We start from the raw sequence: 25,384 nt of genomic DNA on the forward strand, positions 1-25,384 counted from the left end.
AGGGAACACAGTTGCTACCTCGCCTACGGCGATACTTCCCCCGTAAACGGGGGAAGAGCTCATCATTTCATTTTTCTCTCATAAAATAAAAAGCCCACAATTTTTAAATTTGCGGACTTTTAACTATAAAATAATTTATATCAATCTTCGTATTTCCCAAATGCTCGATCCCATTTTTGTTTGCGGGTCAAATGCGGATCAAAGATGATTTTTAACAACAAATACAGTGCAAAAAGAGTAAAAAGGAAAGCGACAATGATAACTGCAATTAGATAATCAAACTCAATAACAGTGTTGCCGATATAATAAATACCAGCACTGCATAAAGCTAAAAACAGTATTAACACTATAAGATGACGGCAGTAGTATAAAATGCTACACCAAATAATCACATCCATTTTTCCCTCTTTTTTCGTGGTTACTCTCTAAAAGGAATATATAACAGGATTTATCATAGTACAACGAAAAACCCACACCAAGCGGTAACTTGATGTGGGTTTTTATTAAGATCTTGCCCCTTGCATTTATTTTTCCCCCTTCGGTCTCGCGTTGCTCGACCACTTCCCCCGCAAGCGGGGGAAGTACCCTGCGTAGCAGGGGGTAGGGGGCTAAATTTTAGAAGATCCTACCCCTTGTAAGGGGAAAATTTAGCGAAAAGCCTTATTTTTCATTCGCCTTTTGCGACTCTCGGGCGGTTTGGATACTGCGTTCAATCACAGGCACGCGAGGGTCATCGGCGGGCATTAGTTTTAGCACCATTGCCCAAGTGAGGGCTGCCATTTTGTAATCTTCCGCTTCAAAATATTGGAACGCCAATAAATTCAAGGCTTCGATGTTGGAATGATCTTTTCGCACCACCTGTTTCAGTAGTTCCAGCCCTTTCTCTTTGTCCTCTTTTTCTGAGGAAAAGACCAAAATGCGGGCGTATTCGATTTTGTAATCGACATTATCGGGTTCAAGTTTGTTGGCTTGTTCGTTCGCATCGAGGGCGAGTTGCCATTTTTCCCCTTGCATTGCGATTTTGCCGAGTAACGACCACATTGCGGCGTTATTCGGTTCATCTTGCAATTTGAGGCGTAAGGCGGTGCTGAATTGTTGCAATTCGCTTTCACTTAGCTCTTTTCCTGCTTTTAGTTGATCGAAGAAATAGGGCAATTTCTGGTAGGTTTTGCTCATCATCATTTCGGCTTGTGGCGAGCCAACTTTGAGGTAAGTCGCCCCTGCCATTAAAATCAGCAAAAATACCCCTGCACCTAAGGCGATTTTCGGGTTAAACGCCGTTTGTTTTGTTTGTGCTTGTTCACTCGGAATATCTTGCAATAAAGATTGCTGCAATTCCGTTTTGAGCTGTTGGCTATTTTCTAATAGCCCGAGCTGTTCGTCTCGCTCTAATTCTTGTAAGCGGTTGAAATAAAAGGCTTTATTTAATTCTTCCCGTTTTACCCCCTCGCCTGTTGGCATTGGGCGGAACAGGGGATAAAAGCAGATCGCCAGCATCACGAGCGTGATTAAAGCGATAAAAAACCAGAGTATCATCGGTTATTCCTTGTCTTTTAATAATGCGTTGAGACGCTGTTTTTGTTCGTCTGTTAAAATTTCAGCGGAACTGACCGCTTGTTGGGCTTTGGGCTGGGATTTTCTTCGCCATAAAAAGCCGAAGCCAAACAGTAACATTAGGATCGGGGCGATCCATAAGATGATCGTGCCAGCGGTAACGGGCGGATCGTAGGTAACGAAATTGCCGTAGCGTTCGATCATATAGTTGGTAACGTCTTGCTTGGTTCTGCCCTCTTTCAATAATTCCAACACTTTGGCACGCATATCGGTGGCAATGGTGGCGTTGGAATCGGCAATGTTGTTATTTTGGCACTGCGGGCAACGCAATTCTTGAATCAAAGCACGGTAATCTTGCTCTTGTTGCGGCGAGTTAAATTCCACCACCTCAATGGTGGCAACGGCGGATACGCTCAACAAAAGCAGTAAACAAGCGGTCAGTTTTTTCATTATTTTTGCCCTAACAGTTGGTTGTAAATCGGCAGTAATTTTTCGTTCCACACTTTGTCGTTCACATCGCCCGTGTGGCGGTAACGAATAATGCCGTCTTTATCCACAATAAAGGTTTCTGGCGCACCATAAACCCCGAGATCAAAGGCAAAAGCCCCTTTTTCATCTTTCAGCACCACTTGATAAGGGTTGCCGAGATCTTTCAGCCATTTGATCGCTTTTTGGGTGTCGTCTTTGTAATCCACCCCAACAATGGTGATCCCTTGATCCGCTAATTTATTGAGGTAAGTATGTTCTGCATAACAAGTCGGACACCAAGTCGCCCACACATTAAGCAAAATCGGTTTGCCTTGCTGAAAGAGTTTGTTGTCGTACTCTTTATTTTCAAACAAATCGTACATTATTTTGCTCGGCACGGGCTTGCCGATTAACGCACTTTCCAAGGCACGAGGGTCGTTGCCCTCGGCGTTGCGTTGCAGTTGCACGAAAAACGCCACACACACGGCAACAAAAATAATTAAAGGTAAATAGAGTTTTTTATTCATAACGATTACGCCTCATTACGATTTTTATTGAGCAACGCCCCAAAGCGATAACGGCGATCAAGCATACAGAGCAATCCGCCGAGAGCCATAAATAAGCCGCCGATCCAGATCCAACGCACGAATGGTTTGTAATACAAACGCAACGCCCACGAATCATCTTCAAATTTTTCGCCTAACGCCACATAAATATCACGGCTGAAACCCCAGTCGATCGCGGCTTCGGTCATTGGCATTTTACTCACGGTGTAAAAACGTTTTTCCGCAAATAAACTTGCCTCTAATTTACCGTTGCGAGCCACATCGACTTGGGCTTTGCCACCCGTGTAGTTCGGGCCGTCCGCATCGCTTAATCCGACAAAGGTAAAATCGTAACCTGCAATGTTGGTGGTGTCGCCAATATTCATTCGCACATCACGTTCAATGCTGTAATTTTGAGTAAAGGCAACGCCCCAAATGCTCATCGCTAAACCTAAGTGAGCCAACACCATTCCCCAATGAGAACGGGAAATTTTTCGCACGCCAACGAAAAAGGATTCACGGTGGGTAGCTCGTTTATGCAATTCGTAGAGAGATAAGCAGACGATAAATACCGCCATCATAATCCCTAGCACCGCACTGACGGTAACGCCGTCTTGCAGTAAATATGGCAAGCCAAAACCAGCAATCAACATAATGATAAGACTAACAATCACAGGTTTGCGAATATGCGAAACCTGATCACGCCGCCATTTTACAAGGGGTCCGATTCCCAAAAATAGTGCAAATGGGATCATAATTAACAGGAACATTCTATCGAAGAATGGGGCACCGATAGAGATCGTCCCTAATCCTAACTGCTTATGCACCAGCGGTAACAAAGTGCCTAAGAACACCACCACCAACGCCGCCATTAACAACAAGTTGTTGGCGAGCAACATTGTTTCACGGGAATAGCGTTCCGCATTATCACGGGAACGAATTTGGCTACCTTTGTAGGCATAAAGGGCGAGTGAGCCACCGATTACGACCACTAAATACGCCAAAATATACAAGCCTCGGGTTGGGTTTGAAGCGAAAGCGTGTACCGAAACCAAAATCCCCGAACGCACCAAGAACGTGCCAACCAAACAGAGCGAAAACGCCAGAATGGCGAGTAGCACCGTCCAGGTTTTGAATGAGCCACGTTTTTCCGTTACCGCCAGCGAGTGCAGTAACGCCGTTCCTGCTAACCACGGCATTAGCGAGGCGTTTTCCGTTGGATCCCAGAACCACCAACCGCCCCAGCCGAGTTCGTAATACGCCCACCAAGAGCCAAGCACGATCCCAAGGGTAAGAAAAATCCACGCCGCCATTGTCCACGGACGAGACCATCTCGCCCAAGCGGTGTCCAATTTTCCCGACATCAATGAGGCAATTGAGAACGCAAACGCCACCGAGAACCCTACATAGCCCATATAGAGCAGCGGCGGGTGGAAAATCAAGCCCACATCTTGTAGCAACGGATTCAATTCACGCCCGTCCACAGGGAAATCAGGGAAAGTGCGGGTAAAGGGATTTGAGGTAAATAAAATAAAGATCAAAAAGCCCAGCGTTACCAAGCCGAGAACGCCCAGAACGCGAGCAACCGCTTCCCGTGGCAACTGTTTACTGAACAACGCCACCGCCGCACTCCAACAGGCGAGTAGCCAGATCCAGAGTAATAACGATCCCTCGTGAGCCCCCCACACGCCTGACAAGCGGTATTGTAATGGCAAGGTGCTGTTTGAGTTGGTTGCCACATATTTGACGCTAAAATCATTTACCGCAAACAGGTAAAACAGGCACGCAAAAGAGAGCGTGAGGCTTAAAAATAAGCCAAACGTCATTGGGCGAGCTAACGCCATCAGTTGCGAGTTGCCTTTCGCCGCCCCCCAAAGTGGGAAAATGGTCAAAAGCACCGCAATCGCCAAGCTAAGGGCGAGGCTATAATTTCCTAATTCCGCAATCATTTTTGACCTTCTTTCTCACTGGCTTGACGAGCTTTTTCGGCTCGATCTCGCTCACTTTCGTTTTTCAAATCCGATACGCCCATTGGTTTGTGGGCTTTTTTCATCTGTTCATCAAGCTCTGGTGGTACATAGTTTTCATCGTGTTTCGCCAACACTTCCGTGGCTTCTAACAAAGTTGGCGATTTCAACACCCCTTGTGCCACAATGCCTTGCCCTTCACGGAAGAGATCAGGCAAGATCCCTTCATATTCCACGCTGATCGCAGGTCCGATATCGTTCAGATCAAAACGCACTTTGAGGCTTTTCGGATCACGCACCACCGAACCTGTAACCACCATTCCGCCCACACGGATACGTTGTCCCACTTCGGGTTTGGTGCTAGGGTCGTTTTCTTTACCGTAGATAATTTCAGACGGGGTGTAAAATAGGTCGATATTTTGACGTAATGCGTAAAGCATCAAGCCCGCCGCAACGCTGATACCGAGTAGTACAAATAAAATTAACGATAAACGAGATTTACGTCTTGGATTCATTACGATTGCCCTCTTGCTAAACGCTGTTCCCGCTGTTGTTCACGGCGAACGCTCTCAAACACTTTTTTCTTGCCTCGCACACTTTGGGCGATCAAAATCACAATAGTGAGCAATGAAATGCCGTAGGAAAGCCAAACGTAAAAACCGTAGCCCCCCATTGCCCAAAATTCACTCCACGATTGAAAAAACATCATTCACTCCGTCTCTTTAATTTAATAATAAACCCAATTACAAGGGGTAAGATTTCTAAAAATTTCCACCTTTTAGCATCTACCTTATATTTTCAAAAATTTCAAACCATTGCTCGAATAAATCCCCCCGTCATTTTGCGTTGAGCGGTTTCGTCAATTTCAAGGTCAATTTGTACTGTTTGAGCCTACTCAGTAGGCGAGTTTACAAATTGACCGCAGAAATTAGAAACAAGCGAAACAAAAGCAAAATGCTCGGGGTCGCCTTTCTTTTGCTACTTTTCTTTGGCGAAGCAAAGAAAAGTAGAACTACAAGGGGTAGGATTTCTAAAAATTTCCACCTTTGCTCGCCAACTCACGCACCCACGGGCGTTTGCGATCTTCTTTGAGTAATTCCACCCGATAACGCACCAGCGAAAGCCAAATATAGAGGGCTAAAAAGCCGAAAATACATAAAATCAATGGAATTAACATTGGGGTGGCAATGGACGGCTTTTCAAATTTGGTAATGCTCGCCCCTTGATGTAGGGTATTCCACCATTGCACCGAAAAGTGAATAATCGGCAAGTTGATCACGCCGACAATGCACAAAATCCCCGCCGCTTTTGCCCCCATTGCCCGATCTTGGAAAGCGGTGTAAAGGGCTAAAATGCCTAAATAGAGGAAAAGCAGGATCAATTCTGAGGTTAAGCGAGCGTCCCACACCCACCAAGTTCCCCACATTGGCTTGCCCCACACTGCCCCTGTTACAAGGGCTAAAAAGGTAAACACTGCCCCAATAGGTGCAGTAGCAATCATAAACACATGAGCCTGTTTGATTTGCCACACGAGGGCAACTACCGCCGCCACTGCCATTGAGGCGTAAACGCCCATCGACCAAATCGCCGTGGGAACGTGTACATACATAATACGGAAACTATTGCCCTGTTGATAATCGGCTGGGGCATAAGCCAAGCCCCAAACTAGCCCCACGCCCAATAATAGGGCGGTTAATACCGCAAAAAACGGCATAAATTTACCGCACAAGCGGTATTGTGTTTCAGATTTGGCGTAAGGGTGTAACCACTTCCACATACATTTTCCTTATTGTTCTAAACTAATTCGTAACGCTGCCGCAATCGCAAAGGGGGATAGCGTAACCGCCCCCACTAACATTGCCCCCAAAATCGCCAATTGCCCGTGATAGGGGAAATTGGAACTGGCGGCGTCCAACACAGACGCAGCGAAAATTAACACGGGGATAAATAACGGCACAACCAGCAAGCTCAACAACACCCCGCCTTTGCGAAGCCCGACAGTTAAAGCCACCCCGATTGCCCCGATGCAACTTAAAATCGGTGTACCGACCAACAGAGTTAGCACCAAGGCTAACCATAAATTAAATTCTAACGACAACAACAAGCCAGCAATCGGCGATAACAAAATCAACGGCACACCCGTTAAAAGCCAATGGGCGATCACTTTGGCGAGTGCCGTCAAAGCGAGGGGTTGAGCCGTGAGCATTAGCTGTTCGAGCGAGCCGTCCATAAAATCATCACGGAATAAGCGTTCAAAAGAGAGTAACGCCGAGAGCAACGCCGCCACCCACGCAATCCCAGGGGCAATTTTTGCCAATAATTTCGGATCTGGGCCGACAACCAACGGAAAGAGGGTTAATACGATCAAAAAGAACCATAATGGATTCAATAATTCCGCCTGCTTCCGCCACGCGATTTGTAGCTCTCGCTGAATAATTTTACTGAAAATCATCATAATCCACCCCCTTGTAGAGGCTGAAATTGAGCGAGATTCACTTTTTTCAGTTGCGAACTTTCAATCTCTTGGTGGCTGGTTAAAATCACGATACCGCCTTGTTTCGCGTGGCTTTCAAACAGTGCTGTGAGTAGTTTTACCCCTGTTTTATCAATCGCCGTAAATGGCTCGTCTAAAATCCATAAAGGGGCTTTGGAAATCCATAACCGAGCCAACGCAATGCGTTTTTGTTGCCCTGCGGAAAGTTGGCTGGCGGGCAAATCTTCTCGCCCAATCAAGCCGACTTTTTCAAGGCTTTGCCATAAAATTTCATCGCCCTGTTCGCTTTGGCTGATTTGCTGATAAAAGCGTAAATTTTCCCAAGCGGTCAGTTCGGGCTTAATTCCCGCTTGATGCCCTAAATAGAGCAAATTGTGATGATATTCTTCCCGATTTTTATGAATTGCCAAGCCATTCCAGCTCACATCGCCCGCCAATGGACGAGCCAGCCCCGCCAAAATGCGTAAAAGGCTAGTTTTACCAATGCCGTTATGCCCCTCAATTTGCACAAAACTACCCGCTTGCCAAGTGGCATTTAGCCCTTGAAACAGCAGTTTATCGCCCCGTTGGCAGGCAATGTCGTTCAGTTGTAATTGATTAAGTTGGCTCATCACAAATCATTCGCTGAAAAAAGGGGGGCGATTTTAACATAGCCACCCAATTTAGTAATCACATTATCATCAATCAAAATAAATGGATTTTGCGATAATGGCTCACAAAATCCCTAAAATAAATAGGCTATTTTTACCTAAATAACTCTTTTATTTTAACCGATAAAATATAAATGTAGATTGTTTGTTACACACTTGTTCAATAAAGTTTGATCTAATTCAACTATTTATCATTTTTTGATAGCTAAAACCCTAATTTTAAAATACCCTTATCCTACCTTTCTTTATATTCGTCTCTTATTAAATTAAATAAGAAACATTCTCATTTTAATAGACCTTTCATTGGGGGAATAAAACGTGAAACGTTTAACAAAAAGCCTAGCAATGGCAACGATTGCGATGTTGGGGTGTATGCAATCTGTATGGGCAGAAGAAAAACCTGCACCAGCAACCGATGACACTCAAAAAGTCGAAACGGCAACAGACAAAGCGGTAAAACGCGAAGCAAATCCAATTAAAGTGGAATCGGTAAACGAGAAATTTGCCAAAGAATTTCCGTTGCAATATAACACTTGGAAAGCCACTTCCGAATCCACCGACCGTAGCAGTGCCTTAGAACAAGATCCACGCTATGTGGTGCTTTGGGGCGGTTATGCGTTCTCAAAAGAGTATAACAAACCGCGTGGACACTACTACGCCGTAACCGATGTGCGTGAAATTTTGCGTACGGGTGCACCAAAAAATGAGAACGATGGCCCAATGCCAATGGCGTGCTGGACGTGTAAAAGCCCTGATGTGGCTCGTATGATTTCTGAAAAAGGCGAAGACGGCTATTTCGGTGCGAAATGGGCGAAATATGGCTCTGAAATCGTTAATCCTATCGGTTGTGCCGACTGCCACGATACAGGTTCGCAAGAATTTAAAGAGGGTAAACCTGCGTTACGCATTGCTCGTCCTCACGTTTTGCGAGCGTTAAATACCGTTGGCTGGAAGTTTGAAGACTTAGATAAATTCGGCAAACGTGCCGCTGTGTGTGCAAACTGCCACGTGGAATACTATTTCGCAGGCAAAACCAAAGAAGTTACCTTCCCGTGGGATAAAGGCGTTGATGTGGATAGCATTGAGCAATACTACGATGAAATCAACTTCTCTGACTGGACACATTCCCTTTCAAAAGCACCAATGTTGAAAGCACAACACCCAGACTTTGAAATTTGGTCAATGGGTACGCACGGTAAAAACGGCGTAACTTGTGTGGACTGCCATATGCCGAAAGTAAAAGACAAAGACGGCAAAATCTTTACCGATCACAAAATCGGCAATCCGTTTGATGCCTTTGACAGCACTTGTAAAACTTGCCACGAACAAAGCAAAGAAACCTTACAAACCCGTGTTCAAGATCATAAGAAAAAAATCAAAGATGCGATCATTCGTCTAGAAGATCAATTAGTGAAAGCTCACTTTGAAGCGAAAGCAGCTTGGGACGCTGGTGCAACCGAAGACGAAATGAAAGAGATCTTGCAAGCGATCCGCCACGCACAATGGCGTTGGGACTTCGCCGCCGCAGGACACGGTAGCTATATGCACGCCCCAGATGAAACCTTACGCATTATCGCCACAGGTATCGACCGTGCCGCAGACGCTCGTGCGAAATTGGGTGTGGTCTTAACCAAACGTGGTGTCGCAACCCCTGTTCAAATTCCAGATATTTCAACCCGTGAAAAGGCACAAAAAGTAATGGGTATTGATATGGAAAAAGAAAACCGTGAGAAAGCGGAATTCTTACGCACAGTCGTACCACAATGGGAAGCCGAAGCGAAGAAAAAAGGCTTAATCGCTGATCCAGCCGATGCGAAATAATCGCTAAGTTGAGGTTCAAATGAAAAATTTTCTCGCAAAAATCGCTAAACAAGCGGTCGTTTTAGGCAGTTTTTTCGCAATGTCCGTTGCGGTGGCAGAAATGCCATCGCAGCCAAAACCGATGTGGACAGATCCCCTTGCGAATGTGGACGGCAAAACCATTGCCGAAGATGCTCGCCGTGATCCGAATACCTATTGTGTGAACTGCCACGTTTCCAATATGGAAAATTTCCAACACGCAGGTAAGCACTTCCAAAAGGATACGGTTAGCCCTAACAATAGTAAACCGCTTAACTGTGTCAGTTGCCACGGCAATATTTCCGAAGATCACCGTAAGGGTGTGAAAGATGTAATGCGTTTTAGCTCACTCGAAAATAAAGCGAAAAATCCATTACTCGAACGTAGTGTTGCAGAACAAAATCAAGTCTGCTTTGCGTGCCACAATCCAACCAAATTGCGTGAAACCTTCTGGGCTCACGATACGCACGCAGCAAAAATCACTTGTACCAACTGCCACAAAGTTCACCCAGACAAAGAACCGATGAAAGGGATTGGGCAAAAACAACGCGTGAAACTCTGCGTTGATTGCCACACCAACATTCATCAACAAAAAAGCCAACAAGCTGAACCTGCTAAGGAAGAAAAATAATGAGTTGCTCTCGCCGTGATTTCGTCTCGGGTGCAGGTGCAATCGCTATCGTGGCAACCACAGGGGTTGCCACGGGATCAATCGCCTTAGCCGCAGACGAAAAAAAACCTATTCGCTATGCGATGTTGCACGATGAGCAGTCTTGTATCGGCTGTACCGCTTGTATGGACGCTTGTCGTGAAACCAACAAAGTGCCAGAGGGTGTTTCTCGCTTAGAAATTATCCGCAGCGAGCCTTATGGCGAATTTCCAAACGTCAAATACGAATTTTACCGTCAATCCTGCCAACATTGTTCGAACGCCCCTTGTGTGAGCGTTTGCCCAACGGGGGCGTCTTACATTGATAAATCAACGGGGATCGTTGATGTAAATCCCGATCTCTGCGTTGGCTGTCAATACTGTATTGCCGTTTGTCCGTATCGTGTCCGCTTTATCCACCCAGAGAAAAAATCGGCGGATAAATGTAACTTCTGTCGTGATACCAACTTGGCACAAGGAAAACAACCCGCTTGCGTTGAGGCTTGCCCAACCAAAGCATTAACTTTTGGCGATATGAACGATCCAAACAGCGAAATCGCTCGCCTCGTCAAAGAAAAACCCGTTTACCGCACCAAAGTGGAACTCGGCACCGAACCGAATTTATATCACGTCCCATTTGAACACGGAGAGCCAAGACGATGAACGACTATGTTCCTTTTCAAACGCCCAATCTCGTGTGGGATTACACCATTGCGATCTACCTCTTTTTATTAGGGATCGCTTCTGGCACAACCATTTTAGCGGTGCTTTACAAGCGTAGCCGTAAACTCGAAAAGCCAAGTGAAAATTGGCTGATTCGCTCAACAGCGGTGCTTGCCCCTGGGTCAGTAACCCTTGGTTTATTGATTTTGATCTTCCACCTCACTAAACCTTGGACATTCTGGTACTTAATGTTTAACTACCAGTTCAATTCCATTATGTCGATGGGCGTAATGATGTTCCAAGTTTATATGGCGGTGATCTTCCTTTGGCTGGCGATTATTTTCAAAGATCTGATCGCTTGTTTAATCAACCGCTTCGTGCCAAAACTCGGTTTTGTGGTGAAATGGCTCGGCATCGCAGAAAAATTCATCAACCCAATTGAATTATTCTTGCTCTTCCTCGCCGTGGTGCTGGGGGCTTACACAGGTTTCCTACTTTCAGCACTCGTCAGTTACCCAATGCTGAACAACCCTGTTTTACCAATCCTCTTTTTGGTTTCAGGGGCTTCATCAGGCGTCGCCGCACTGTTGATCGCGATTTTAACCGTAGGCAAACTATCCACCCATTCCGATGAAGTGCATTTCCTGCACAAAATCGAAACCCCAACCGTGTTGGTGGAAATGGTGGTGCTATTCTGCTTCTTCGTGGGCTTATACTACGGTGGCGGTGCGAAAACCCTCTCTGCGGTAAACGCCCTCACAGGATTCTGGGGAACGATTTTCTGGGTGTGCATAGTCGGTATCGGCTTAATTTTCCCATTCCTCACCAACCAACTTGCCAACGACAAGCTCAAACACAGCAAAGGCTTTATCATCGCCCTCGCCAGCTGCGGCTTATTCGGCATCCTCTGCTTGCGTCTGTTTATCCTCTACGCAGGGCAGATGACGATAGCGGGATAAATACGAATGATCGAAATAAAGGGACGCAATGCGTCCCTTGTTTTTATCCATTGCAAGGGGGAGGATTTTTAAAAATTTTCCCCATCCCCCCTTGAAAGCCCAAAATTTGGCTTTATATAGTGGCTCGTTGTGCGGTTTGGCACAAAGTTTTTACTAAGAGGAACAAACAATGAGTATTCGTCCATTACACGATAAAGTAATTTTAAAACGTGAAGAAGTTGAAACGAAATCCGCTGGTGGGATCGTTTTAACGGGGTCGGCAGCGACTAAATCTACCCGAGGTAAAGTGATTGCGGTGGGCAATGGTCGTTTGTTGGAAAATGGTGCAATCCAACCGCTTGCGGTGAAAGTGGGCGATGTGGTGATTTTCAATGAAGGTTATGGCGTGAAAACAGAGAAAATTGACGGCGAAGAGGTGTTAATTCTTTCTGAAAACGATATTTTGGCGATTGTAGAATAATTTGAGAGGACAACAAAATGGCAGCAAAAGACGTAAAATTTGGTAACGATGCACGCGGTAAAATGTTGAAAGGCGTGAATGTTTTAGCCGATGCAGTAAAAGTAACCCTTGGCCCGAAAGGTCGTAATGTGGTGTTAGATAAAGCCTTTGGCGCGCCGACCATTACCAAAGACGGTGTTTCGGTGGCTCGTGAGATCGAATTAGAAGACAAATTCGAGAATATGGGCGCTCAAATGGTAAAAGAAGTTGCCTCGAAAGCGAATGATGCGGCAGGGGACGGTACAACTACGGCGACCGTGTTAGCCCAAGCTATTGTGAACGAGGGCTTGAAAGCCGTTGCGGCAGGTATGAACCCGATGGATCTTAAACGTGGGATCGATAAAGCGGTGTCTGCGGTGGTTGAGGAATTGAAATCGCTCTCTAAACCGTGCGAAACCTCAAAAGAGATCGAGCAAGTCGGCACAATTTCAGCCAACTCAGATAATTCGGTGGGTAAATTGATCGCCCAAGCGATGGAAAAAGTAGGCAAAGAGGGCGTGATCACCGTGGAAGACGGCACGGGCTTAGACGATGAATTAGCCGTAGTGGAAGGTATGCAGTTTGACCGTGGCTATCTCTCGCCATATTTCATCAATAAACCAGAAGCTGGCACAGTGGAATTAGATAATCCGTACATTTTGTTGGTGGACAAAAAAATCAGCAATATCCGTGAGATTTTGCCAGTGCTTGAAGCGGTCGCAAAAGCAGGTAAACCGTTGTTAATCATCGCCGAAGATATTGAGGGCGAAGCGTTAGCGACCCTCGTGGTGAACACAATGCGTGGTATCGTGAAAGTGGCGGCGGTGAAAGCCCCTGGTTTTGGAGATCGCCGTAAAGCAATGTTGCAAGATATTGCGATCTTAACCGCTGGCACAGTGATTTCCGAAGAAATCGGTATGGAATTAGAGAAAGCGACCCTCGAAGAGCTTGGTCAAGCGAAACGTGTAGTGATCTCAAAAGATAACACCACCATTATTGACGGCGTGGGTGATGAAGCACAAATCAAAGCTCGTGTGGCTCAAATTCGTCAGCAAATCGAAGAATCAACTTCGGATTACGACAAAGAGAAATTGCAAGAACGTGTGGCGAAACTCGCTGGCGGTGTGGCAGTTATCAAAGTCGGTGCAGCGACCGAAGTTGAAATGAAAGAGAAGAAAGACCGTGTTGATGATGCACTTCACGCGACCCGTGCGGCGGTGGAAGAAGGTATCGTAGCAGGTGGTGGTACAGCCCTTGTGCGTGCGGCAAGCAAAGTGGCGGCAAGCCTCAAAGGCGACAACGAAGAGCAAAATGTGGGGATCAAACTTGCCTTGCGTGCAATGGAAGCCCCATTACGCCAAATCGTAACCAACGCAGGCGAAGAAGCCTCAGTGGTAGCTCGCAACGTGAAAGACGGCAGCGGCAACTTCGGCTATAACGCCGCAACCGAGCAATACGGCGATATGATCGAAATGGGTATCCTCGACCCAACCAAAGTAACCCGTTCAGCGTTACAATTCGCCGCTTCTATCGCAGGCTTGATGATCACCACCGAATGTATGATCACCGACCTACCGAAAGACGACAAAGCCGACCTCGCCGGCGGAATGGGCGGTATGGGTGGAATGGGCGGAATGATGTAATCGCTCTTTCCCCAAAAATAGAAAACGCTACTGAGAAATCAGTGGCGTTTTTGTTTTTGCAAGGGGTAGGATTTTTTTTAATTTTACCCTTTACATAAAGAAAGATTGCCTTTGTTTTACGTTTGTTTTACATTACACAAAAAATAGTGAGGTAAATATGGCAAATTTAAATATCCGTGTTGATGATGCAATCAAGCAACAAGCCTTTTTGGCGTTTGATAAATTAGGCGTTACCCCATCTGATGCCATTCGTACTTTTTTGGCGTATGTGGCGGACACGGGCAAAATGCCGATGAAGCAGATTATTGTGTCTGATGAAGATGCGGATCTTTATGCTTTGGTCAAAAAGCGGTTAGCCGAGACGGATAAAATCAAAGAAACGACCTTAGACGAGCTTTTTTCATAGGGCATTACAATGGCTTATTCAATCAAAGTTCACGAGGATTTTGTGGTTGAATTAGCTAAACTTGACCCAGCGGTTAAACAGCAATTACGCAAGAAATTAGATAAAGTGGTTGAAAATCCACACATTCCTAAAAATCGGTTGGGTGGTGAATTGCATCAATGCTATAAAATTAAGCTGAAAAAAGCAGGTGTTCGGTTAATTTATCAAGTGAATGATGATGAAATTTATATTTTGCTTTTGACCGTAGGTCGCCGAGCCGATAACGAAGTTTACGATACAGCTTTAACCCGAATTTAGTGATGGTTAATCTCGGTTTAAATAAGGGGTAGGATTGTTGTACAGCAAAGATCAAATATAAAATTTCCTCACATTTTAAATTTTTGTTCGAAAAACATTTCCCCGTCATTTTGCGTTGAGCAGATTCGTTAATTTCAAATGGAAAGCAAGGACGCCAGCGTGGCGTCCCTACGTAGGGTCGCGATGCTCGCGACCCAGACCGCAGAATTTTCCCAAAATCCTACCGCTTGTTTGCTTTGACGAACAACAACGGTGGGCGGTGTTGTAGGTCTTTAAATTCGGCGTGCCATTCGGGTTGGGTGGCGAGCATTGGTTCTTCGATTTGTTGGATTTCAAAACCTGCTTGGATCAGTTGATTGAGAATGGTGGCGGTGGTGCGGTGATAGGTTTTGAATGGCTGTTGAAACCAACTGCGATCCCGTTCGCCTTCGTCTCGATAATAGTTTAAACGGTAGGCAACTTGTTGTTTTTGCTCATCTTTTTCCCAGCGGTTGCCCTGCCGATAGCAGGTTACAATCGGGTGTTCTTACGAGAAAATCAGCGTGCCACAAGCGGTCAGTTTGGCGGAAATTTTGGCGACTAGATCGGCAAAATCCGCCACATAATGAAAGGCGAATGAACTGGTAATCAGGTCAAAATCTTGTTCGGGAATTTGGTCTAGCTGTTCCATTGGCAAGCAATGTAGGCGGAAATGTTCCGCCGTGTAGCCCTGTGCGATGAGGTTGCTTTCCGCCTGTTTTAACATCAAAGCAGATAGATCCAACCCCACCACTTTTTTCGCCCCGCAAGCCAAATAATGCTGCAAATGCACCCCCGTGCCACAACCGAGATCCAACACTTTTTTGCCGTTGAGGTCGGGCAGCAGTGAGAACATTGTCGGTTTTTCCACCACTTCATTCAGGCTGATCGGGTTTTGGCGAAGTTGCTGGTAGCGTTCAAAGAAAATGGGGGTGTCGTAAATGCTTGTTTTCATTAGGCTTTTTTACTGAATACTTTGATTAACGGTAATACCACGGCACATACAATCGCCCCGATAATCACGCCTAGCACGAGGTCGGCAAGCGGTGCGATAGCAGGGTTTAAATTCAGGTTGGCGATAAAGTGATGAATTTGTGGCACATAGTGCGAGAAAATACCGCCGCCCACGAGGAACATTGCAATGGTGCCGACCACCGAGAGGGTTTTCATTACCCACGGCATAATGCGTAAAATGCCGTTGCCGACCGCTTGTGCGAGGCGGCTTTTTTTGTTGAGTAGCCATAAACCGATGTCGTCTAATTTGACGATCAAGCCAACCAGCCCGTAAACAAAAATGGTAATGCCGATCCCAATCGCAGAAAGGGTTAAAATTTTGGTGAGTAAGGCGGATTCTTGCATCACGCCGAGGGCGATAATCACAATTTCCGCGGAAAGGATAAAATCGGTGCGGATTGCCCCTTTGATTTTATCTTGTTCTGAAAGGGTACTGACTTCCGTTTGACCATTATCCGCTTTATGTAGCAATTTATGCAGTAACTTTTCCACACCCTCAAAACAGAGATAAGCTCCGCCGATCATTAGCAAGGGGGTAATTGCCATTGGCAGATAAACCGAGAGCAACAGAGCGAGAGGAATCAAAATCAATTTGTTGATAAAAGAGCCTTTTGCCACCGCCCAAACGATAGGTAGTTCTCGCTCGGGTTTGATCTCTTTGCCACTCACTTGGTTGGCGTTGAGGGCGAGATCATCGCCGATTACGCCTGCGGTTTTCTTGGCGGCGGCTTTGGTCATTATTGCCACATCGTCTAGCACGGTGGCGATGTCATCAAGTAGGGTAAAAAGTGAAGCGAATGCCATTTTGCTTTCCTAAAATAAAGGGTAGAAATAAAAAACCGAGCCTAAGCTCGGTTGTTTTTTGTTCGGAAATTAGCGACGTAAACCTAAACGTGCGATAGTTTCTGAGTATTTAGCAAGATCAGTACGTTTGAGGTAGTCTAATAATTTACGACGGCGTGAAACCATACGTAATAAACCACGACGACCGTGGTGATCTTTTTTGTGCTCAGCAAAGTGTGCTTGTAAGTGGTTGATTTGAGCGGTTAAAAGTGCGATTTGCACTTCTGATGAACCCGTATCTTTTGCATCACGACCAAATTCAGCCACGATTTTTGCTTTTGCTTCTACGCTTAGAGACATTTTATTTACTCCGTAAAGTGAGGTTAAAAATACATCAATAGCCGATCTCTAATCCAGCTACGACAGGAAGTGTGGATTTTAATGATAATCCGACCGCTTATCAAGCAATTTCTTCACGTTAGTGGGAAGAATTGCTTGGTTGTAAGTATTCCTCGCGGTTTGGATCAACCTGTTTCGATTTGCGGATCATTGGTTCAACCGTTGAGCCTTGTACCAAAATCGAGAACATTACCACCGAATAGGTCATCACAAGGATAATTTCTTTCACATCAATCCCATCGCCGACAAAAGCGGTTTTGGCTGGAATTGAGAGAGCCATCGCCAACGCCAAGCCACCACGCAAGCCACCCCACGTCATAATTTTGAGGGTGTAAGGGTTGTAGGTGCGAACTTGTTGCATTGCACGGTAAGGCATCCAGAGGCTGAAATAGCGAGCCGCTAAACAAACAGGAATTGCCACCACCATTAGGATAATGCCGTAGATGTTGAAATCCACCAACAACAGGGCGAAGCCGATTAAGAAGAACAGCAACGAGTTGAGGAAGTGGTCGATCATTTCCCAGAAGTGATCGAGGTAACGTTGGCTCTGTTCGGAAAAGCCTGAACGGCGAGTCCAGTTGCCGATCATAATCCCTGACACCACCATAGCTAATGCCCCCGACACCGCTAATACATTGTTGGCGAACATAAAGCCCGCAGTTGGAATGGTGAGGGTAAGCAGGATTTCCATACTACCGTCATCAGTGGACGAAATTAAAATATGGGCGATAAATCCGAGGACGAAACCGAATAAAATCCCACCAATTGCCTCGTGCAAGAACAAGCCCATAATGCCCGTGAAACTGGCTTCTTGACCGCCAAACGCCACCGCAAAGACGGTTACGAAAATCACTAAACCCACGCCGTCATTGAACAGCGATTCCCCCTCAACCTGCATTGAAAGGCGTTTTGGGGCGCGTAAGTTTTTGATGATGGCTAACACCGCAATCGGGTCGGTGGGCGAAATTAACGCCCCGAACACCACGCAGTAAATGAAATCAATCGGCAAACCGATTAAGTTGGCGATCAAATAAATCGCCCCTGCAATCAAGAAAGTGGACGCAAGGGTGGAAAACAGGGCGAAAATGGCGATTTCCCATTTTTGATCTTTCAAAATCGGCAATTTTACCCCGAGCGATCCCGCAAAGAGCAAGAAGCCTAAAATCCCGTTTAACAAGAAACTTTTGAAGTCGATCTGTTCCATTACGTTGGTGGCAATGGTGTCAATGTTGAATAAGCCGAGTGAACCTAAAATCCAAACGAGAATGGAACAAACCATCGCGGAAGCGGTAATTGCAATGGTGGATTGCACTTTATCGCTGATTTTGCTTGTGATAAAACCGAGTAAAATGGCGAGTGCCGAGAGAAAACAGATGTATGCGTAAATACCCATAGGTAATCCTTTCAGAAATCAAAAAATTGTGCCGCATTGGGTGGCGGAACAAGGCGGAAATTAAAACAAATTTTTCCCCAAAATGAAAGCGGAAATCCCTGATTTTTGGTGGGCAAGCGGTAAGATTTTGGCGAATTTTCACAAAATGCCGATTATCACTTTTGATAACGCACAACTTTCCTTTATAATTGCCGACAATTTTTGTCTAAATTTAGGAATAAACAATGATTGAAAAATGGCACGAACGGACGAACGGTCCTGTTTTTAAAGTGATTTTTGCGTTGGTTTCCCTCTCTTTCGTGTTGGGTGGCATCGGCGGCGGCTTGATTGGCGGCAACAATTCGGTGGTAAAAGTAAACGGCGAAGAAGTTTCCCAACAGGCGTTCAACAATTTAAAAAGACAGCAAGAAACGCAATTAAATCAACAACTTGGGGCGAAATTTTGGGATTTAATGGAAACCCCAGAATACGCCAAATCGTTCAATCAAGGCATTTTGGATAATTTGATCAACGATGAATTATTGCGTCAATATGCCAGCGATCTCAAATTAGGCATTTCAGCGGATCAAATCAAAGCGGAAATCGTCAATAGCCCTTATTTCCAACAAGACGGCAAATTCAATAACGATCTCTATTTGCAAACCTTGCGTAACAGTGGCTTAACCGCAGACGGCTACGCGAACGTGGTGCGTGAGGGCTTATTATTTGCACAAATTCAAGAGGGGATCGTAAACAGCGATTTCAGCGTGCCAGCTCAACAAAATTTATTGGCGAAATTGCTGTTCCAACAACGCCAAATTCGTTTAGCAAACTACCCGCTTGCGGCAGAAATGCAGGCTCAAACGGTTTCGCCAGCGGAAATGCAAACGTTCTATGATGCCAATAAAACCAAATTACTTGCCCCTGAAAAATTGACGGTGGAATACGTTACCATTACCCCGAAAGAGGTGGAAAGCAAGGTGCAAGTGGGCGATGAGCAAATTCAAACCTACTACGATAAAAACCTCGATCAATTTACCACTAATGGGGAATCTCGCTTAGCTCACATTCAAGTGGCGGACGAAAAAGAAGCCCAAGCGATTGAACAAGCGGTACGAAACGGCGAAGATTTCGCCAAACTTGCCGAGCAAAAATCAGCGGATAAACTTTCCGCCAGCCAAGGGGGCGATTTAGGCTGGGCGAAAGCAGGCGTGTTCCCAGCGGCGTTTGAAGAAACGGCAGCAAAATTAGCCGTAGGGCAAGTCAGCCAACCTGTGAAAGTGGACGGGGCTTACCACATCATCAAAGTGTTAGAGCGTAAAGATTCAACCACCATTCCACTCGCCCAAGTGAAAGAGCAAATCGCTCAAATCGTGCGTAAAGAGTTGGAATTAACCGAATACGCCAACGTTACCCGTGAAATGGCGAACAAAGCCTTTGAAAACACCACGTCCCTTGCCGAAGTGGCGAAAGCAGGTGGGGTAGCGGTGCAAAAAACCGAAGCCTTTACCCGTGATAATGTGCCAGAAGCATTGAAAAACGACAAAATTCTCAACGCTTTATTTGAGGGGGAATTGCGTCAAAACGCGCAAAATTCCGAAGCGATTGATTTGAGCGAGGGGGATCAGCAACGCACAATGTTTGTGCGTGTGAGCGAATATCAGCCAGAGCGTGAAAAAACCTTAGACGAGGCGAAAGCGCAAATTGAAACAATGCTCAAACGTGAAAAAGCGGAAAAAGCCTTAACCGAGCGTGCCGAGCAGCAGCTCAAAGCCTTGAACGAGGGCAAAGCCGAAGGCGTTACCTTTGGCGAAACGCAGGATCTCGTTTATTTGAAAGCCCTTGCGGATCAGCCGATCTTAACCCCAACCGTATTTGCAATGGCGAAACCAACGGATAAGCCGACCTATCAAGTGGCTCGCAACAGCCAAGGCGATGTGTTGATCGTTGCCCTTGATAAAGTGGTGGACGGCAACCCAGAGCAATTCAAAGCGGTGGAAGCGGGCTTTGATCGAGCTAATCAAGAGAACTTACGCCAAAACTTGTTGCAAGATTTGCGTTCCCGTGCTTCGATTGATGTGAACCAAGATTTCCTCGATCAAAATTTACCGAATACAGAAAAATAATCGGTCAGCACATCGCAAAAATGCCTCGTTAAACGAGGCATTTTTTTATGGGCGAATGGCGTTTTGCACAATCCGCTGAATTTCCGCCAAGCCATTGAGGCGAGTTTGGGTGAGGTTTTGGCTGATTTTGAGCTGATTAAACACCCCTTGTAAATCCAATTCCGCCAGTTTTTCCGTGGGCGTTTCGAGCAAAAGGGTTTGCACAATCTGCAAAATCCCTTGCATTAAACGAGCATCGCTAAATGCGAAAATTTGGCGAGGTTCGGCTTCAAATTGAAACCACAATCGGCTTTCGCACCCCTCAATTTCGGGCAATTCCGATAGTTGATCTTCACTTAATTTCGGCAGTTGGCGGCTCAGTTGCACCAACAAGCGGTATCTTTCTTCCCAAGATTGGCAATTTTCAAAAGCGGTTTGAATTTCGGTAAAATGCATTTTTTTGATATTAACTTATGATATTAAATTTCCCTCTCCCTGAAATTGACTTCTATACGAAGTCAATTTCTGTCCCTCTCCCGTAAACGGGCGAGGGCGAGCAAGAATTTTAGCAATCTACCCGCTTGTTGTTAATGATATTTTGTGAAAGTTTGGTAGAATGTGCCGTTTTTTCACGATGATAAGGAACAAAAATGAGTGTAATTCCAATGGTGGTCGAGCAGACCTCAAAAGGCGAAAGATCCTACGATATTTATTCACGATTATTAAAAGAGCGAATTATTTTCCTCAACGGCGAAGTGGAAGACCGTATGGCGAATTTAATCGTGGCACAATTACTGTTTTTAGAATCCGAAGATCCTGAAAAAGATATTCATCTTTACATCAATTCACCAGGGGGCGTAGTAACCGCAGGCTTGGCGATTTACGACACAATGAATTTCATCAAGCCAGATGTCAGCACCCTTTGCATCGGGCAGGCTTGCTCAATGGGGGCGTTTTTGCTGTCGGGTGGGGCGAAAGGCAAACGCTTTGCGTTACCTCACGCCCGTGTGATGATCCATCAACCTTTGGGCGGCTATCGTGGTCAGGCGACCGATATTCAAATCCACGCCCAAGAAATTTTGAAATTAAAAGAGACCCTCACTCGCCGTATGGCAGAGCACAGCAATCAGCCATTTGAAAAAGTAATGGCGGATACCGAGCGGGATAATTTTATGTCGGCGGAAGAAGCCCAAGCCTATGGCTTGATCGACAAAGTGCTGACCGAAAGAGGATAACAATGAGCGATTTTGAAAAACAACCCCATTGCGGATTTTGTGGCAAACGCCGTAATGAAGTGCAATATATGATCGAAGGCACGGAAGGGCATATTTGTAACGAATGTATTGACGAATCTTACGCCCTGCTACATAGCCAAGACGATCCACAAAACGCAGAAAAAGCCGAAGAAAAAAGCGAACCTGCGTTCTTTGAAAATGTGCCAATCCCACACCAAATTCACGCCCATTTAGATGAATATGTGATCGGGCAAAATCACGCGAAAAAAGTGCTGTCGGTGGCGGTTTACAACCATTACAAGCGGTTAAAAAATGCGTTATCAGGACATCAAGAAACGGGCGGTGTTGAGCTAGGCAAAAGTAACATTTTGCTGATCGGTCCAACGGGTAGCGGTAAAACTTTGCTCGCTGAAACCTTAGCTCGCCGTTTGAACGTGCCGTTTGCAGTGGCGGATGCCACCACCCTCACCCAAGCAGGTTATGTGGGGGAAGATGTGGAAAACGTGATCCAAAAATTGTTGATGAAATGCGATTTCGATGCGGAACAAGCCGAGCGAGGCATTATTTTCATTGATGAAATCGACAAAATCACTCGCAAATCGGAAAATCCGTCCTTAACCCGTGATGTCTCGGGCGAGGGCGTGCAACAAGCCTTATTGAAATTGGTGGAAGGCACAGTGGCGAATATCAACCCGCAGGGCAGCCGTAAACACCCGAAAAGCGAAACCATTCCCGTTGATACCTCAAAAATCCTGTTCATTTGTGGCGGGGCTTTTGCGGGTTTGGATAAAATCGTGGAAAGTCGCACCAACAAACAAGGCGGCATCGGCTTTGGTGCGGAATTGAAAAAGGATAAAGATCGTGAAGATCTGACCGAATTATTCAAACAAGTTGAGCCAGAAGATTTGGTGAAATTCGGCTTGATCCCCGAGCTAATCGGGCGTCTGCCTGTGGTTACCCCTTTGGAAGAATTGGACGAAAAAGCCCTGATCAGTATTCTGACCGAACCGAAAAATGCGATCATCAAGCAATATCAAGCCCTGTTCCAAATGGAAGGCGTGGAACTGCAATTTGAGCAAGAGGCATTGATCGCCATCGCCCAAAAAGCCATCGCCCGCAAAACAGGGGCAAGGGGGCTGCGTTCTATCGTTGAAAACTTGTTGCTAGATACGATGTACGATTTACCGTCCCTCAATGCGAAAAAAGTCATCGTGCATAAAGCCTGTGTAGAAAAAGGCGAAAAGCCAACGATTGAATAATTTCCCCTTAAAAGAAAAGCACGTTAGCCAACGCCAACGTGCTTTTTTTATGGGAAAATTTTCCAAAATCTTACCGCTTGCAAGCGGTAGGATTTTTGCAAGTTTTAAGCTCGTTTACATTTGCAAATGAATTTCCTCAAAAACCGCAATGCCTTTCACGCCGATGGCGGTGGCGATGCCGACAAAATCCGCCCCGACTGCTTTCATTCGGCGGTAGCCGTGAATGTCGCTGACACCGCCCACGCCGAGTATCTGAATCGATTTGAGGGCTTCGTGCTGGTTGAGCATTTGGCGTAGGGTGTAAACGTTGCCGAGGGAAAGCGGGTGGATTGCCGATCCAGCCATTCCGCCAATGCCCGTGCCAGTCATTGAGTTCAACACGGCGGTGGGTAAATCTTCGTGGTTCATCAACAACGAACTGCCGAGGGTGTTGGTGGATGCGATGTAGCAGAATGGCAAGCGGTCGTTTTGTTGGGAAAATTGCACGAGGGCGTGGATAAAGGTGTCGAACTGCTCTTGATAAGTGAATGGCGGTGTTTTAATCCCGACCGCAATGGCGTGATCTTGCCCTTGCTGTTTGAGTTGGTCGATTTGCGTTTTTAAGGCACTCAAGTAACTGAGCAGTTCCGTTTGATCGTAGGCGGGCGAGACTTTGCCAGGGATATTCGGGCAAGAGAGGTTGATTTCCATTGCAATCGGCATCGACACGCGGGCGGAAAAGGCGTTCACTCGCTGATAGGCTTCCGCCACTTCTTCGGGCGTGCCGGTTACGGAAACTATCACGGTTTTGAGGTTGTCTGGGTTGGTTTCGGCAATGGTTTGGATAAATCCGAGATAATCATTGAGGGTGTAGGGGCTAAATCCGATGGTGTTTAAACTGGCGTTTTGTGTGGGAAATTGGCTAATTTGGTTGGGTGGGGAAGATTGCTGGGAAGTGGGTTCAAATAAAACGAATTGATTAACATCGGGATTGTGGGGGAAACCGTTTAGCATTGCCGTTCGGGTGGTGATTGCCCCTAAATGGGGGCTGGCGTAGAGGGCTTGTAGCATTTCGAGATCGCTCGCCCACGGGCAAGGGGTGTTGAGAAGCGGTGGGTTAATCTGTAATTTTTGCATAGTGTGTTCCTCTTGAATGATAAAGTAGAAAGTGAAATAGAAAGATAAATCCGACAGTTTGGCTGGGCGGTTAAGCCCAGCCGTGCAGAGATTAGGCTTGCTCTGCTTTTTTCTCTTTTGGTAGCACAAGGTTCATAATGATGGCGGCAATCGCACAGAGGCTGATTCCTTTGAGGGAAAATTCGCCGATGTTGATCCACATTCCGCCGATGCCGAAAGTCATCACCACTGACACGATACAGAGGTTGCGAGGTTCGCCCATATCGACTTTGGCTCGGATTAGGGTACTCATTCCCACTGCGGCGATTGAGCCGAACACTAACATCATAATGCCACCCATTACCACCCCTGGGATCGTTTGCAAGAACGCCCCAACTTTTCCGCAGAATGAAATCGCAATCGCCCAGCAGGCTGCCCACGTCATAATCACAGGGTTGAAGTTTTTAGTGAGCATTACCGCCCCCGTTACTTCGGCGTAGGTGGTGTTTGGTGGCCCGCCTAAGAACGAGGCGGCAGAGGTGGCAACGCCGTCCCCCAATAAGGTGCGGTGCAAACCTGGTTTTTTCAGGAAGTCTTTGCCTGTTACTGAGCTAATCGCCATAATGCCGCCAACGTGTTCCACCGCAGGGGCGAGGGCGATTGGCAGTAAGTAGAGAATGGCTTCGAGCTTAAATTCTGGGGTGGTTATGTTTGGTAAGCTGAACCACGCTGCATTAGCGACAGGGCTGAAATCAATCACCCCAAAGAAGAGTGAGAGCAGATAACCCACCACAATCCCGAACATAATCGGCACTAATTTCATCAAGCCTTTGGCAAACACCGCCACTACGAGGGTGGTAATTAAGGTGGTCATTGAAATGAAGATCGCTTGATCTTGCGTAATCGCACCGTTAGCCGTTTTGCCGAGAGCCATATCTACCGCAGTTGGGGCTAAACCTAAGCCGATGATGATAATCACAGGGCCAACCACCACAGGCGGGAACAATTTTTCCAAAATTTCCGAGCCTTTCCATTTCACTAAGGCACTCAATGCGAAGTAAATTAAGCCCGAAAAGACTAATCCGCCCATTGTAACGGGAATTCCCCATTGTTGGACACCATATTGAATCGGGGCAATGAAAGCAAAGGAAGAAGCGAGGAAGATAGGGACTTGACGTTTGGTACAGAGTTGGAAAATTAAAGTGCCGAGACCAGCGGTAAGGAGGGCGGTGTTGGGGTCTAATCCAGTAATTAACGGCATTAGCACCAAAGCACCAAAGGCTACAAATAACATTTGCAAGCCCACAAACGCCTGTTTCGGCGTGCTGATAGGATTGTTTGACATTGTGTTTTCTCTCAGTTGTTGATTAGACGAATAGTTATCTTTATCCAGACAACTGAAATCACATTATAGCTGAAAACGCAAACGTTTGCATTTTGCGGATTGTAATAAAACGTAAAGAAAATAAGGGTATTTTTACAAGCGGTGGGAT

The 25,384-nt window shown here is 46.1% G+C and carries 27 protein-coding genes and 1 pseudogene; 11 read left to right on the forward strand and 17 right to left on the reverse strand.

Going from position 1 to position 25,384, the window contains the following annotated elements:
* Window positions 1–140: 140 nt before the first annotated feature.
* The 10 genes from B0187_RS01660 to ccmA form a co-directional block, all read right to left on the reverse strand.
* On the reverse strand, window positions 141–398 hold the full coding sequence (locus B0187_RS01660) for a hypothetical protein (protein WP_078236133.1): 258 nt from the start codon (window positions 396–398) through the stop codon (window positions 141–143).
* A 262-nt stretch (window positions 399–660) separates the two neighbouring features.
* Window positions 661–1,536, reverse strand: a complete 876-nt coding sequence (ccmI, locus tag B0187_RS01665; RefSeq protein ID WP_078236134.1) for a c-type cytochrome biogenesis protein CcmI — start codon at window positions 1,534–1,536, stop codon at window positions 661–663.
* A gap of 3 nt (window positions 1,537–1,539) precedes the next feature.
* Complete coding sequence (locus B0187_RS01670) at window positions 1,540–2,004, reverse strand: cytochrome c-type biogenesis protein (protein ID WP_078236135.1); 465 nt, start codon at window positions 2,002–2,004, stop codon at window positions 1,540–1,542.
* Window positions 2,004–2,549 (reverse strand): DsbE family thiol:disulfide interchange protein, encoded by a 546-nt coding sequence (locus tag B0187_RS01675; protein WP_078236136.1) that lies wholly within the window; start codon window positions 2,547–2,549, stop codon window positions 2,004–2,006. The genes B0187_RS01670 and B0187_RS01675 overlap by 1 nt, the downstream gene beginning before the upstream one ends.
* Before the next feature lie 5 nt (window positions 2,550–2,554).
* Window positions 2,555–4,516, reverse strand: coding sequence for a heme lyase CcmF/NrfE family subunit (locus B0187_RS01680; RefSeq protein WP_078236137.1), 1,962 nt, complete (start codon window positions 4,514–4,516; stop codon window positions 2,555–2,557).
* A complete protein-coding gene (ccmE, locus tag B0187_RS01685) occupies window positions 4,513–5,049 on the reverse strand; it encodes a cytochrome c maturation protein CcmE (RefSeq protein ID WP_078236138.1) in 537 nt (178 codons plus the stop codon). The genes B0187_RS01680 and ccmE overlap by 4 nt, the downstream gene beginning before the upstream one ends.
* On the reverse strand, window positions 5,049–5,240 hold the full coding sequence (ccmD, locus tag B0187_RS01690; RefSeq protein WP_078236139.1) for a heme exporter protein CcmD: 192 nt from the start codon (window positions 5,238–5,240) through the stop codon (window positions 5,049–5,051). Before ccmD ends, ccmE begins: the two co-directional genes overlap by 1 nt.
* Window positions 5,241–5,564: 324 nt before the next feature.
* On the reverse strand, window positions 5,565–6,311 hold the full coding sequence (locus B0187_RS01695; RefSeq protein WP_078236140.1) for a heme ABC transporter permease: 747 nt from the start codon (window positions 6,309–6,311) through the stop codon (window positions 5,565–5,567).
* A 9-nt stretch (window positions 6,312–6,320) separates the two neighbouring features.
* On the reverse strand, window positions 6,321–6,986 hold the full coding sequence (gene ccmB, locus B0187_RS01700) for a heme exporter protein CcmB (RefSeq protein ID WP_078236280.1): 666 nt from the start codon (window positions 6,984–6,986) through the stop codon (window positions 6,321–6,323).
* Entirely contained in the window at window positions 6,986–7,639 is a 654-nt protein-coding gene (ccmA, locus tag B0187_RS01705) for a cytochrome c biogenesis heme-transporting ATPase CcmA (RefSeq protein ID WP_078236141.1), read from the reverse strand. The genes ccmB and ccmA overlap by 1 nt, the downstream gene beginning before the upstream one ends.
* Window positions 7,640–7,996: 357 nt before the next feature.
* Here ccmA and nrfA point away from each other — a divergent pair, with 357 nt between their 5' ends.
* The 8 genes from nrfA to B0187_RS01745 all read left to right on the forward strand — a co-directional run bounded on the left by nrfA (window position 7,997) and on the right by B0187_RS01745 (window position 14,611).
* Window positions 7,997–9,499 (forward strand): ammonia-forming nitrite reductase cytochrome c552 subunit, encoded by a 1,503-nt coding sequence (gene nrfA, locus B0187_RS01710; protein ID WP_078236142.1) that lies wholly within the window; start codon window positions 7,997–7,999, stop codon window positions 9,497–9,499.
* Between the two features lie 19 nt (window positions 9,500–9,518).
* A complete protein-coding gene (nrfB, locus tag B0187_RS01715) occupies window positions 9,519–10,148 on the forward strand; it encodes a cytochrome c nitrite reductase pentaheme subunit (protein WP_078236143.1) in 630 nt (209 codons plus the stop codon).
* Window positions 10,148–10,828, forward strand: coding sequence for a cytochrome c nitrite reductase Fe-S protein (gene nrfC, locus B0187_RS01720; RefSeq protein ID WP_078236144.1), 681 nt, complete (start codon window positions 10,148–10,150; stop codon window positions 10,826–10,828). Before nrfB ends, nrfC begins: the two co-directional genes overlap by 1 nt.
* A complete protein-coding gene (nrfD, locus tag B0187_RS01725; RefSeq protein WP_078236145.1) occupies window positions 10,825–11,787 on the forward strand; it encodes a cytochrome c nitrite reductase subunit NrfD in 963 nt (320 codons plus the stop codon). Before nrfC ends, nrfD begins: the two co-directional genes overlap by 4 nt.
* A 169-nt stretch (window positions 11,788–11,956) precedes the next feature.
* Entirely contained in the window at window positions 11,957–12,247 is a 291-nt protein-coding gene (locus tag B0187_RS01730; RefSeq protein ID WP_078236146.1) for a co-chaperone GroES, read from the forward strand.
* 17 nt (window positions 12,248–12,264) lie between these two features.
* On the forward strand, window positions 12,265–13,908 hold the full coding sequence (groL, locus tag B0187_RS01735; protein ID WP_078236147.1) for a chaperonin GroEL: 1,644 nt from the start codon (window positions 12,265–12,267) through the stop codon (window positions 13,906–13,908).
* Window positions 13,909–14,065: 157 nt separating this feature from the next.
* Window positions 14,066–14,314, forward strand: coding sequence for a type II toxin-antitoxin system RelB/DinJ family antitoxin (locus B0187_RS01740; protein ID WP_078236148.1), 249 nt, complete (start codon window positions 14,066–14,068; stop codon window positions 14,312–14,314).
* 9 nt (window positions 14,315–14,323) lie between these two features.
* Window positions 14,324–14,611: a type II toxin-antitoxin system RelE family toxin gene (locus B0187_RS01745; protein WP_078236149.1), complete on the forward strand. Its 288-nt coding sequence runs from the start codon at window positions 14,324–14,326 to the stop codon at window positions 14,609–14,611.
* Window positions 14,612–14,831: 220 nt separating this feature from the next.
* Here B0187_RS01745 and B0187_RS01750 read toward each other — a convergent pair.
* From B0187_RS01750 to B0187_RS01765, 4 genes and pseudogenes are all read right to left on the reverse strand, one after another.
* Window positions 14,832–15,584, reverse strand: a pseudogene (locus tag B0187_RS01750) (class I SAM-dependent methyltransferase).
* Window positions 15,584–16,447: a DUF808 domain-containing protein gene (locus B0187_RS01755; protein ID WP_078236150.1), complete on the reverse strand. Its 864-nt coding sequence runs from the start codon at window positions 16,445–16,447 to the stop codon at window positions 15,584–15,586. Before B0187_RS01755 ends, B0187_RS01750 begins: the two are co-directional and overlap by 1 nt.
* Window positions 16,448–16,516: 69 nt before the next feature.
* A complete protein-coding gene (gene rpsO, locus B0187_RS01760) occupies window positions 16,517–16,786 on the reverse strand; it encodes a 30S ribosomal protein S15 (protein ID WP_005597777.1) in 270 nt (89 codons plus the stop codon).
* Window positions 16,787–16,904: 118 nt separating this feature from the next.
* A complete protein-coding gene (locus tag B0187_RS01765) occupies window positions 16,905–18,218 on the reverse strand; it encodes a cation:proton antiporter (RefSeq protein ID WP_078236151.1) in 1,314 nt (437 codons plus the stop codon).
* 224 nt (window positions 18,219–18,442) lie between these two features.
* On the opposite strand from B0187_RS01765, the gene B0187_RS01770 reads away from it, so the two are divergent.
* A complete protein-coding gene (locus B0187_RS01770) occupies window positions 18,443–20,323 on the forward strand; it encodes a SurA N-terminal domain-containing protein (protein ID WP_078236152.1) in 1,881 nt (626 codons plus the stop codon).
* 45 nt (window positions 20,324–20,368) lie between these two features.
* On the opposite strand, the gene B0187_RS01775 is transcribed toward B0187_RS01770, so the two are convergent.
* Window positions 20,369–20,758 (reverse strand): SufE family protein, encoded by a 390-nt coding sequence (locus tag B0187_RS01775; protein ID WP_078236153.1) that lies wholly within the window; start codon window positions 20,756–20,758, stop codon window positions 20,369–20,371.
* A 194-nt stretch (window positions 20,759–20,952) separates the two neighbouring features.
* On the opposite strand from B0187_RS01775, the gene clpP reads away from it, so the two are divergent.
* Together clpP and clpX are read left to right on the forward strand one after the other, a co-directional pair.
* The gene (gene clpP / locus B0187_RS01780; protein WP_078236154.1) at window positions 20,953–21,537 is read left to right on the forward strand and encodes an ATP-dependent Clp endopeptidase proteolytic subunit ClpP; all 585 of its coding nucleotides are present in this window, start codon (window positions 20,953–20,955) and stop codon (window positions 21,535–21,537) included.
* A 2-nt stretch (window positions 21,538–21,539) separates the two neighbouring features.
* Window positions 21,540–22,796, forward strand: a complete 1,257-nt coding sequence (gene clpX / locus B0187_RS01785; protein WP_078236155.1) for an ATP-dependent protease ATP-binding subunit ClpX — start codon at window positions 21,540–21,542, stop codon at window positions 22,794–22,796.
* A 114-nt stretch (window positions 22,797–22,910) separates the two neighbouring features.
* On the opposite strand, the gene B0187_RS01790 is transcribed toward clpX, so the two are convergent.
* Together B0187_RS01790 and B0187_RS01795 are read right to left on the reverse strand one after the other, a co-directional pair.
* Window positions 22,911–23,912 (reverse strand): dihydroorotate dehydrogenase, encoded by a 1,002-nt coding sequence (locus B0187_RS01790; protein WP_078236156.1) that lies wholly within the window; start codon window positions 23,910–23,912, stop codon window positions 22,911–22,913.
* 91 nt (window positions 23,913–24,003) lie between these two features.
* Entirely contained in the window at window positions 24,004–25,236 is a 1,233-nt protein-coding gene (locus B0187_RS01795) for a uracil-xanthine permease family protein (RefSeq protein ID WP_078236157.1), read from the reverse strand.
* Window positions 25,237–25,384 lie beyond the last annotated feature (148 nt).

This window comes from Haemophilus paracuniculus (assembly GCF_002015115.1).
Lineage (GTDB): Bacteria > Pseudomonadota > Gammaproteobacteria > Enterobacterales > Pasteurellaceae > Haemophilus_E > Haemophilus_E paracuniculus.

Excerpts from the sequence above, each read along its gene's own strand:
- B0187_RS01660 (WP_078236133.1), bottom strand. The coding sequence starts at position 398 with ATGGATGTGATTATTTGGTGTAGCATTTTATACTACTGCCGTCATCTT.
- ccmI (WP_078236134.1), bottom strand. The coding sequence starts at position 1,536 with ATGATACTCTGGTTTTTTATCGCTTTAATCACGCTCGTGATGCTGGCG.
- B0187_RS01670 (WP_078236135.1), bottom strand. The coding sequence starts at position 2,004 with ATGAAAAAACTGACCGCTTGTTTACTGCTTTTGTTGAGCGTATCCGCC.
- B0187_RS01675 (WP_078236136.1), bottom strand. The coding sequence starts at position 2,549 with ATGAATAAAAAACTCTATTTACCTTTAATTATTTTTGTTGCCGTGTGT.
- B0187_RS01680 (WP_078236137.1), bottom strand. The coding sequence starts at position 4,516 with ATGATTGCGGAATTAGGAAATTATAGCCTCGCCCTTAGCTTGGCGATT.
- ccmE (WP_078236138.1), bottom strand. The coding sequence starts at position 5,049 with ATGAATCCAAGACGTAAATCTCGTTTATCGTTAATTTTATTTGTACTA.
- ccmD (WP_078236139.1), bottom strand. The coding sequence starts at position 5,240 with ATGTTTTTTCAATCGTGGAGTGAATTTTGGGCAATGGGGGGCTACGGT.
- B0187_RS01695 (WP_078236140.1), bottom strand. The coding sequence starts at position 6,311 with ATGTGGAAGTGGTTACACCCTTACGCCAAATCTGAAACACAATACCGC.
- ccmB (WP_078236280.1), bottom strand. The coding sequence starts at position 6,986 with ATGATTTTCAGTAAAATTATTCAGCGAGAGCTACAAATCGCGTGGCGG.
- ccmA (WP_078236141.1), bottom strand. The coding sequence starts at position 7,639 with ATGAGCCAACTTAATCAATTACAACTGAACGACATTGCCTGCCAACGG.
- nrfB (WP_078236143.1), top strand. The coding sequence starts at position 9,519 with ATGAAAAATTTTCTCGCAAAAATCGCTAAACAAGCGGTCGTTTTAGGC.
- nrfC (WP_078236144.1), top strand. The coding sequence starts at position 10,148 with ATGAGTTGCTCTCGCCGTGATTTCGTCTCGGGTGCAGGTGCAATCGCT.
- nrfD (WP_078236145.1), top strand. The coding sequence starts at position 10,825 with ATGAACGACTATGTTCCTTTTCAAACGCCCAATCTCGTGTGGGATTAC.
- B0187_RS01730 (WP_078236146.1), top strand. The coding sequence starts at position 11,957 with ATGAGTATTCGTCCATTACACGATAAAGTAATTTTAAAACGTGAAGAA.
- groL (WP_078236147.1), top strand. The coding sequence starts at position 12,265 with ATGGCAGCAAAAGACGTAAAATTTGGTAACGATGCACGCGGTAAAATG.
- B0187_RS01740 (WP_078236148.1), top strand. The coding sequence starts at position 14,066 with ATGGCAAATTTAAATATCCGTGTTGATGATGCAATCAAGCAACAAGCC.
- B0187_RS01745 (WP_078236149.1), top strand. The coding sequence starts at position 14,324 with ATGGCTTATTCAATCAAAGTTCACGAGGATTTTGTGGTTGAATTAGCT.
- B0187_RS01755 (WP_078236150.1), bottom strand. The coding sequence starts at position 16,447 with ATGGCATTCGCTTCACTTTTTACCCTACTTGATGACATCGCCACCGTG.
- rpsO (WP_005597777.1), bottom strand. The coding sequence starts at position 16,786 with ATGTCTCTAAGCGTAGAAGCAAAAGCAAAAATCGTGGCTGAATTTGGT.
- B0187_RS01765 (WP_078236151.1), bottom strand. The coding sequence starts at position 18,218 with ATGGGTATTTACGCATACATCTGTTTTCTCTCGGCACTCGCCATTTTA.
- B0187_RS01770 (WP_078236152.1), top strand. The coding sequence starts at position 18,443 with ATGATTGAAAAATGGCACGAACGGACGAACGGTCCTGTTTTTAAAGTG.
- B0187_RS01775 (WP_078236153.1), bottom strand. The coding sequence starts at position 20,758 with ATGCATTTTACCGAAATTCAAACCGCTTTTGAAAATTGCCAATCTTGG.
- clpP (WP_078236154.1), top strand. The coding sequence starts at position 20,953 with ATGAGTGTAATTCCAATGGTGGTCGAGCAGACCTCAAAAGGCGAAAGA.
- clpX (WP_078236155.1), top strand. The coding sequence starts at position 21,540 with ATGAGCGATTTTGAAAAACAACCCCATTGCGGATTTTGTGGCAAACGC.
- B0187_RS01790 (WP_078236156.1), bottom strand. The coding sequence starts at position 23,912 with ATGCAAAAATTACAGATTAACCCACCGCTTCTCAACACCCCTTGCCCG.
- B0187_RS01795 (WP_078236157.1), bottom strand. The coding sequence starts at position 25,236 with ATGTCAAACAATCCTATCAGCACGCCGAAACAGGCGTTTGTGGGCTTG.